The organism is Corynebacterium sp. c3Ub_189 (assembly GCF_039907195.1).
In the GTDB taxonomy this organism is placed as follows: Bacteria; Actinomycetota; Actinomycetes; order Mycobacteriales; family Mycobacteriaceae; genus Corynebacterium.
Genome location: NZ_JASBOF010000001.1, coordinates 262,764 through 270,830, shown reverse-complemented (window position 1 = coordinate 270,830; position 8,067 = coordinate 262,764). Strand labels below are relative to the sequence as shown.

Genomic DNA, 8,067 nt, shown 5'->3' with positions numbered 1-8,067 from the left:
CCCTCGGGCACAACGGACCGGCGGCTACCACTAAGGTAGCCGCCGGATTTTTCTATTCAGTACTCCCACAAGGACTACGATCTCCCCCATGACCACATTTTTGAGTTGGGCGCGCAGCTTCGGCCAGTTCCTCATGTCGCTCGCCCAGTCCGCCTGGCGGTCAATTCTCCAGTGGTCGATGCGTCGTTGGGTAGCCGTCCTCGCCGCCATCGCCACCGGCGCGATACTCTTTTACTTCTTTGATCTGCCGAACGTGTCCCAGCTTCGCGTCGCCTCCACCCGCTATGGTGCGTGGTTTCCTCTCCTTTTTATCCTAGGTTATGTCATATTTACGCAGCTTCCATTTCCTCGGACGTTGTGGACAGTAGCCGCAGGAATACTTTTTGGCCCATGGAAGGGCCTCGCCCTCTCCTTGTGCGCCTTGACGGTGTCAGCGACCCTCTCGCTCCTCATCGTCCGCACGCTCCTCGGAGACTGGATCCGGCCGCACCTAACCCACCCAGCAGTGTTTAAAATCAATGCCCACTTAGAGCGGCGCGGCTGGCTGGCCATCGCTTCGCTGCGGATGGTGGCCGGCGTCCCCTTCAGCCTCCTGAATTATGTTGCCGCACTAACACCCGTGAAGCTTAGCCACTTCACCGTGGCCACTCTCCTCGGTTCCGTCCCAACTACTGCCCTCGGCGTCTTCTTCGGCGATGCCCTCACCGGCCACACCTCGCCCAGCATCATTGTTGCCATGGTAGCTTTTGCCGCCATCGGTATGGGCGGGCTGTATATGGATTCACGTCTACCCACTCGCCCATAAGTCAAGTACGAGCGGTAGACTAATTCGCAATTGGTTCCTTAAGGAGGATTTTCTGTGCTTGCTGTCCACGCTCGCTACCGGGGCCGCTCCGTGCGTCGCGCAGAGTTGGTCCAACGCTCCGCAACGGCTCTATCCACCCTCAATGGTGTGGGCGAGTTCCACGTGCTCGGCGTGGAAGATATTTGCGCCGTAGTTGATTCAGCAACTGCCGTGTGCGACGTGGTCATGGCTTTGCTTGCCGACGGCGACTGGGCCATCGGCATCGGCATTAGCCCCGGCAACCAAGAAGATGAGGAAGGCGCGCGCCAGGTAGCAACCGCTGCATTGCGGAAGTCCGCCCGCATGGGGCAGGTCTACGCCAAACTCAATAAGCGCGGCCGCGCCTCGGAGGCGAGCGATATTGCGGCCACCTTTGCTCTGCTTGGATACGTTCTGCACAAACGCACCATCGAAGGGCGTGAAGCAACCTCACTCGTCCGTGCGGGGCTCAACCAGAATGAGGCCGCCGAAGAGCTAGGAATTTCCAAGCAAGCCATGTCGCAACGCCTCCAAGCGGCCGGCTGGAGCGCGGAAATGGCGGGGTGGCAGTTGGCCGTCAACCTCATTGAACGCGCCAACCTTGCCCACCCCTAGAGCAAATCAGATTTGCTCAACTCAGGTGTAGTAACGAAGTCCACGAGGCGCTCCACGGCACCGATTAGGCTGGAGTCTAGGTCGCGGAAAGAATGCACGGCGTTATAGACATGACGCCACCCATCCTTCGGGTCGCTCCACCCTACGCGGCGGCAAATACCGGTCTTCCAATCCTCGCCATAGGGAACATCTGGCCATTCGCGCAGGCCAACGCGCTGTGGTTTTACCGCCGCCCAGATATCGATGAAGGGGTGTCCAGTCACCAGGACATGCTCTCCCACGGTTTCCGTTAATCGGGTTTCCTTGGAGCCTTGAACCAAGCGATCCGCCAATACTCCGACCCTGCGGCCTGGCCCTGGCTGAAACTCTGCGAGGCGCGCCTCCAAGTTGTCCAAACCCTCGAGGTATTCGACTACCACGCCTTCCACACGCAGGTCGTGGCCCCACACTTTTTCTACGATGGCAGCATCATGCACGCCTTCTACCCAAATGCGCGACGGCGCGGCGACTTTAGCCTCCACATTCTCTACGCGGCGGGAGCCGGAGTTGGACTTACGAGGAGCCTGCTTTTCGACGTACCGGGTAAGCGTCACAGGTTTTCCTTCCACCAGGAACCCGCCTTTAACCAGGTTAAAGACCCGTTCTACGCCGTGGCGATCCTCAAGGCGTACCACCTCACCGAAAACGGTTTTATCCACGCCCATAACAGCGCCCACAAAGTCGTCGCCGCGCACTTCCACTACCATTCCGGGCTCGGCTGGCACTTCTGGGTACTGGCGCGGCTTCGACCGCGAGTGGCCAGCAAAAATATCTCCGCCATAAGGATCAAAACTCATGGCCCGTTAGTCTATCTACTAGACTGGCTCGCCATGGATATGCGCGCCGAAGTATGGTCACCTTTACAAAACACTGCCGTATGGCTTGGCTCGTGGCTGTGGGGACATGAAACCACCGATGACCTACTGGACGCGCTTACTGAACTAGGCGGACGTCCAGAATGCTGGGACGAATCCCCCTTCGTCGATCTATTAGCCATGCTGCGCGCGGAGACCACCGAGCTCACCGCTCATCGCGGTGTACGTGCAGAGCCTATTGTGCGTCTCGCACTGTCCGGGCCAGGCGAGCCGCCCGCATTGCCTGCAGGATCGGAGTCCTATCGCGCGGCCACACAAAGTTCTGCCGGAGCAATCATAGTTCGTACCAATGATCCCTTGCGTAACTTAGTCCTCGTACCCCACATTCGCCACAGCCATACTGCGTGGCAAGTGGTCGTCGAAAAGCAGCAGCTCCCCGCGCCCGCCTGGCTAAGCCCCGGTGAAGCCGACGCACTCCTCTCTCAAGCAACCAATGAGTCCGCCGATCTCATCGCCGCAACTGGGTATAGCACCGAGGCCTTGCCCAGCCCACGCCTCACCGTGGGAACCCTGAGCGACTTCTATGACACGCCCGGCCTTCCCCACTCAACGCCAGCTCGAGCAGCCAAGCTCTTTGCCCGGGCCGACCGAGTGGCCGCGATCATCGAAACCGTTACTGACCGCATCAATGACCACAGCCTTGATCCACAATTGCTTCGCTTGTGGCGCCATATCCGCCAGGCGCGCATGACGGGCGTGTCTTATGCGCTTGGAGAATTTGCCCGTTAACGGGACCGAATATCGCAGCACCCCGCTGCACACGGCTCACCATTGACTGTGCACCCTTGCACCGTGACACTCCCGCTGGTCTCCCACTCGCGGCTCTGCTCTAGCTCATCGATGAGATCAACAACCATCTCCGCAAAACGTGGAGTCGGACCCGCTGTACGGGTGCGCAGGACCTTGACACCCATCTCTTCGGCTGCCTTCTGCAACTCGGAATCAAGATCCCAGATAACCTCCATATGATCGGAGATGAAGCCAATCGGGCATACCACGACCGTGTCGACGTCTTCGTTGTTATGGATGTTTGTGGTGTGATCAACAATGCCTGGCTCGAGCCACGGAGTGCGGGGATTACCCGACCGTGACTGCCATACAAGGTCATAATCAGAAATACCGGCCCGTGCGGCCACCAACCGCGACGCCTCAGCCACCTGGCGGGAGTAAAGGTTTTTGTCGCCTTCCGCGCCGCCCGCGTTATCGTGTGCAATGGGAACCGAATGGGCGGTAAATAGCAAGCGAGTGGATTCCTTCTTTTCTTCCGGAACCTCTCCCCAGACCTCCGTGACAGCGGCTGCCATTTCGGCAACAAACTTCGGATGATCGAAGAATTGGCGAATCTTAGTAAATTCAATGTCCGGCAAACCCTGCTCCGCCAGATGCTCACGCATCTGCTGAATGTCCTCATCATATTGCCGGCATGCGGAGTACCCACCCCATGCAGAGGTAGCGAAGACAGCTACCTTGCGCACCCCGTCCTGAGACATCTTCTCCGCAGTCTCACTGGCAAAGGGATGCCAATTTCGATTGCCAAAGTAGACCGGTAGATTATGTCCGCGTTTGTTCAGCTCCCCTTCGAGATGATCGATGATTTCGCGGTTAAGAGCATTGAGCGGACTTACCCCTCCGAAGTGGTAATAATGCTCGCCCACCACTTCTAGCCGCTCGCGAGGGATACCTCGACCTCGGGTAACGTTCTCCAAAAAAGGAACGACCTCCTCGTTTCCTTCCGGGCCACCGAAAGAAAGAACGAGGAGGGCATCGAAGTTTTGGGCATTCTGTTGTGCGTCAGTCATGCCCTAAACCATACCAACCAAAAGTTGGAGATTAGAGAAGGCGCACGACATCGGGAGTAGCGCCACCCCAGCGAACCGGAACTACTGAAACAGTCTGACCAGACTGTGGCGCTTCAATCATTTGGCCGTCGCCTAGGTAGATAGCTACGTGCTGGCTTCCACCAGGTCCGTAGAAGATAAGGTCACCGCGCTGTGCGTTCTCGCGGGGAACCTTCTTACCCTGCTGGTACTGCGCACCAGTGTAGTGAGGAAGGTCCAGGCCGGCTGCCGCGTAGGCGTACTTGACTAGCCCCGAGCAATCGAAGCCAGACTGTCCATAGTCCCCGAAGGAATCAGCCACGCCACCATCGCGAAGCCCACCAGTAGGACCGTTATTATCGCCGCCACCCCACACATAAGGGACGCCGACCTGAGACTCAGCGCGAGAAATGACGGCCTCGATCTGAGCGTCTCGGCCCGCGTCTGCACCGGTGGTGCTTTCCTCTACTTCAGCCACCTCATCCACCTCGGGAGCGTCAACACTGGCGGCAGGTGCCGTATTCGGGCTGCCCAAACCTAGTAGGTCAGACGAGCTCTGCATGAGGGTGCGCACATCGTCCTCATCAACGGCTGCAGCGATATCATTCGCAAGTCCGAGCGCATCATTCACGGAAGACCCAGTGCCGAAATCGACGTTCTGGAACGTAGGCGTTGCACCCTTATTGAGGGCGTTTCCAAAGTCCGCTTCTGGAGTAGTCTTCTGCTGCTCTACAACGGATGAATCCTCCGGATTATCGGCAACGTCCGCACTGCCCGGAACCTCGGACGGTCCCTGATCCACTACCTCATCCGTAAAGTCTTGCGGCTTGACCTTTCTCGTCAAGTCATGAGGGTTGACCGAGAAAGCATTTGTTGACACCTCAGAATCAAGATTATCGCCTTGATTTGGCGCAACTGGAAGAGAATCCTGCTGCGAGAGCTGCACCCCGCTTGCTACCTCCCCTTGAGGCGCAGCCTGCTGCTGGCGGGCAAAAGTGGCTTCCGCAAATCTTTGGGTAGCGTTTAGTCGCGCTTCATTCTGGGCCAGCTCTCGGCGCTCCTGCGCAACACGATTCTCGGCTTCTCGCTTTTCCTCACCCGCCTGGCGCAGCTCATCTGACAAGCTGGCAACATACTCTTCATTAGTGCCCGGCTCGCCGTTCACTTGTTCCAATTGGGTTCGAATCTGAGCAATACGGTCTTCCGCTGCGGAAACATCTGCTTCCGCGCGACCTAGCTCTGCCCGGGATTCCTCTACAGCGCCCTGCAGTGAATCTGCGTTGGCAACCGCACGGTCAATTGCTACGTGGTCTGAGTTTTGATCCTGTACCGTACCTGGGTTTGGCGTCGATACTTCATCGGCGCCCGCTGGGGCTACGGTGGAAAGCGTTGAAATAGCTGCAGTACCTGCTACTGCAGCAATGAAAGCGCGAACATGTCGAATGCGCGGAAGGCGAATGGTGGCCACTGAAATACTCCTAGTTTGGGCCCACGTTGCTCCTTTAGTGAGGGTCCATGAAGACCTCCGGACATAGGTATGCCCGGGCTCCCCGCCTGCATATTTCGCACAAACACAGGCGTTATCGCATGCCTTATTGGGTGGCCCAGAGGTTCGCCTCGAGTCGGTATCAATAGATACACGAAGCCAACCCCTTGGTGCCCTCAGACACTAGAGCGGTAATTATTGATGGACTGCCTACTTCGGCTGAGACTTCACTCCGGGTGTGCACTTTCGGTGGACCCTCAGCAGCCTTAGGGCTTCCATGTAGGAACTAGAGAAAGTTGTGGACTTGCCGCGCCAAATTTTGGCCGCCTCAAATCGCTACTGTTTCCCCACAACAGCGACATCCAGACAATTCGTACCCCGGCAAGAAAGCCTAAAGGTCTACTTGCACGAGCCCGACAAGTCGGACACAGATGGTCTACAACTATCCCCTGTTCAAACAAAGTCCCACGGACTGTGAAATCCACTTCTACTCTTGCGCTGCGCGCGACATACGCTCCAGGGTGCGTTTTACAACCCGCGGTTCCGTATGCCCCGATCACGTCTTCGTTGCACTGAGCACTGTGAGAACTGCTCTACGGGTTCTGGCGGACCTCGCCGCGGCGCCAACTGGAGTCCAAAAGGTCTAACCTTTTGAGCACTACCGAGCCGTCGAGGGCAAGCAGCCACAAACCATGAACAGGCCACACGAGGCTGACCCTTGTGGAGTGATTCGGTGTTCCCGGACCCTATCCCTATGGACCTCTCCGTACGCACCTTCTGTGACGACAGGCTTTCAGCCTTAGCCATATAAAGGTTCGCACCAAAATTTCCACACGGTGGAGTTCTAATGAACCCGTCTCACCTCATAAACGGAAGGTGGGTTGATGTGTAATTTTTCGAACATTGCAATCGCTCAAGTTCTTTGCCTGCGTCCCAAATCACTTTCGATGGGTCCCGGTTCATTGACTCCCAAGAACGGCCACTCGACGTTCTAACTTTCGCTCGAGGCGTGCTTCCCCACATACCCGTGCGAGCTCTGTCGTGACAGTCAAGGCTAAGCCCATGAACCCAGGAAGCAAGAAATGTCTCCTGAGTCGACAACCGAACCTTACGTCACGACACGCCCGTTTCGCACAATTTTCCCGCAATTCACATGAGTCAAGTTAATTCACATGACTCAACATGTGCACCTAACCTGCAATGATTTTGTTACCATCCCGTTATTGTGACTTTAATCACTAAATAACTGGGGTTCTATACGCCCCTCCGACCTCCAGCCAGGCCACGACTGGAACAACTGAACCACTCCCCCACTTGATGTCAACCCCTAAGGGTTTACTTTGACCACTCCCCTGCCCCATTCATGATCCTTAATTAGATACCCGATTCACGCTAAGTCCTGAGCGAACTTCTACCCCTCCAATCCACAACCGACCCTCTCGACAAACCGTGAGTGAACGAAACTGCGCCATCCGCATTCACCCAGAGTCCTTCAGTTCACGCCTTCGGGCTAGTTGCCCGAAATTTTCGTACATCTATGGCTCGCAAAAGTTTCGCCCTTTAACCCAATACTTTTTCGAACAAACTTATTTTTCAAGAAGCATTTGTTCAATTTTGGAAAGCCAAGTTCCTCGTTTCCCGCCCGGCTTTCTTCACCCGCCCGACTCGCACCCCCAATTTCCGTAGATCCTTTTCAACTATTAGGGCGTGTGACGGCCGGCCGCTAGGAAAGAGCTAACGAATACAATCACGGCGATTACGACAACCGCTCCCACCACTGTGCCCACCGGGAAGCTGATTTGGTCTAGTCCCCTGTAGTACTCAGACAGAAGGTCTACTTGTTCAACTCCAGGCGGGATCAGCGCCTGTACCGACTCAATGTCAGCGCGGCTATAAGTGTCACTAACGGAAGAAACATGGCGAGGGGTTTGTACGATGACGGTATTCAAACCTGTCGCGTCTTGGAGCTCTTGGGCAATGTCACGGACATCAGGCGCACGATCAGCTATCACATCAACCACGGCTACACCGTCACCGTCTCGCAAGCCTTGAGCTACCTCCGCGTTGAGCAGTGCATCTTGGCTGAGTGCTGGGGACGTGTAGGCCACGCCGTCCACTTTGAGCTGACCTGCCAAATCAGCTATATCTACGCCCGCGGGAACCATGTGTATCTCTTCCTTATATAGGGCTCCTAAACTAACTTCTTCTCCCCAAGATACGGTCGGATCACGGGAACCCATTTCCTCAACTCGCCGATTTTTCAGAAAAGGTGAAAACAGAACGCTTGTACTGTTACAATGGCAGCGACCGAAGGTTTTAGCCTCTACAATATCTAGGTGAACCATCGCGTTCTTTGTCGCCTTCAACACAGCGGGCCCCATGGTCGCGTCGCGTCACACTAGTGACCAGTGA

The 8,067-nt window shown here is 56.3% G+C and carries 7 protein-coding genes; 3 read left to right on the top strand and 4 right to left on the bottom strand.

Features of this window, described 5'->3' with window-relative positions:
* Nucleotides 1-88: 88 nt before the first annotated feature.
* A complete protein-coding gene (locus QKD99_RS01290; protein ID WP_284814763.1) occupies nt 89-805 on the top strand; it encodes a TVP38/TMEM64 family protein in 717 nt (238 codons plus the stop codon).
* Nucleotides 806-859: 54 nt separating this feature from the next.
* Nucleotides 860-1,438: a MarR family transcriptional regulator gene (locus QKD99_RS01285; protein ID WP_198493063.1), complete on the top strand. Its 579-nt coding sequence runs from the start codon at nt 860-862 to the stop codon at nt 1,436-1,438.
* Here the strand turns inward: QKD99_RS01285 and QKD99_RS01280 are convergent.
* Nucleotides 1,435-2,274, bottom strand: a complete 840-nt coding sequence (locus tag QKD99_RS01280; RefSeq protein ID WP_347950499.1) for a DUF3097 domain-containing protein — start codon at nt 2,272-2,274, stop codon at nt 1,435-1,437. The two genes, QKD99_RS01285 and QKD99_RS01280, sit on opposite strands and share 4 nt — an antisense overlap.
* A gap of 33 nt (nt 2,275-2,307) precedes the next feature.
* Here QKD99_RS01280 and QKD99_RS01275 point away from each other — a divergent pair, with 33 nt between their 5' ends.
* Nucleotides 2,308-3,081, top strand: coding sequence for a hypothetical protein (locus QKD99_RS01275; protein ID WP_284867938.1), 774 nt, complete (start codon nt 2,308-2,310; stop codon nt 3,079-3,081).
* Here the strand turns inward: QKD99_RS01275 and QKD99_RS01270 are convergent.
* From QKD99_RS01270 to QKD99_RS01260, 3 genes are all read right to left on the bottom strand, one after another.
* Nucleotides 3,078-4,151 carry a ferrochelatase gene (locus QKD99_RS01270; protein WP_347950498.1) on the bottom strand — a complete coding sequence of 358 codons (1,074 nt, stop codon included), beginning with the start codon at nt 4,149-4,151 and terminating at the stop codon, nt 3,078-3,080. The genes QKD99_RS01275 and QKD99_RS01270 overlap by 4 nt on opposite strands.
* A gap of 31 nt (nt 4,152-4,182) precedes the next feature.
* Complete coding sequence (locus QKD99_RS01265) at nt 4,183-5,637, bottom strand: NlpC/P60 family protein (protein WP_347950497.1); 1,455 nt, start codon at nt 5,635-5,637, stop codon at nt 4,183-4,185.
* 1,718 nt (nt 5,638-7,355) lie between these two features.
* Complete coding sequence (locus tag QKD99_RS01260) at nt 7,356-7,820, bottom strand: DUF6676 family protein (RefSeq protein ID WP_347950496.1); 465 nt, start codon at nt 7,818-7,820, stop codon at nt 7,356-7,358.
* Between the last annotated feature and the right edge of the window lie 247 nt (nt 7,821-8,067).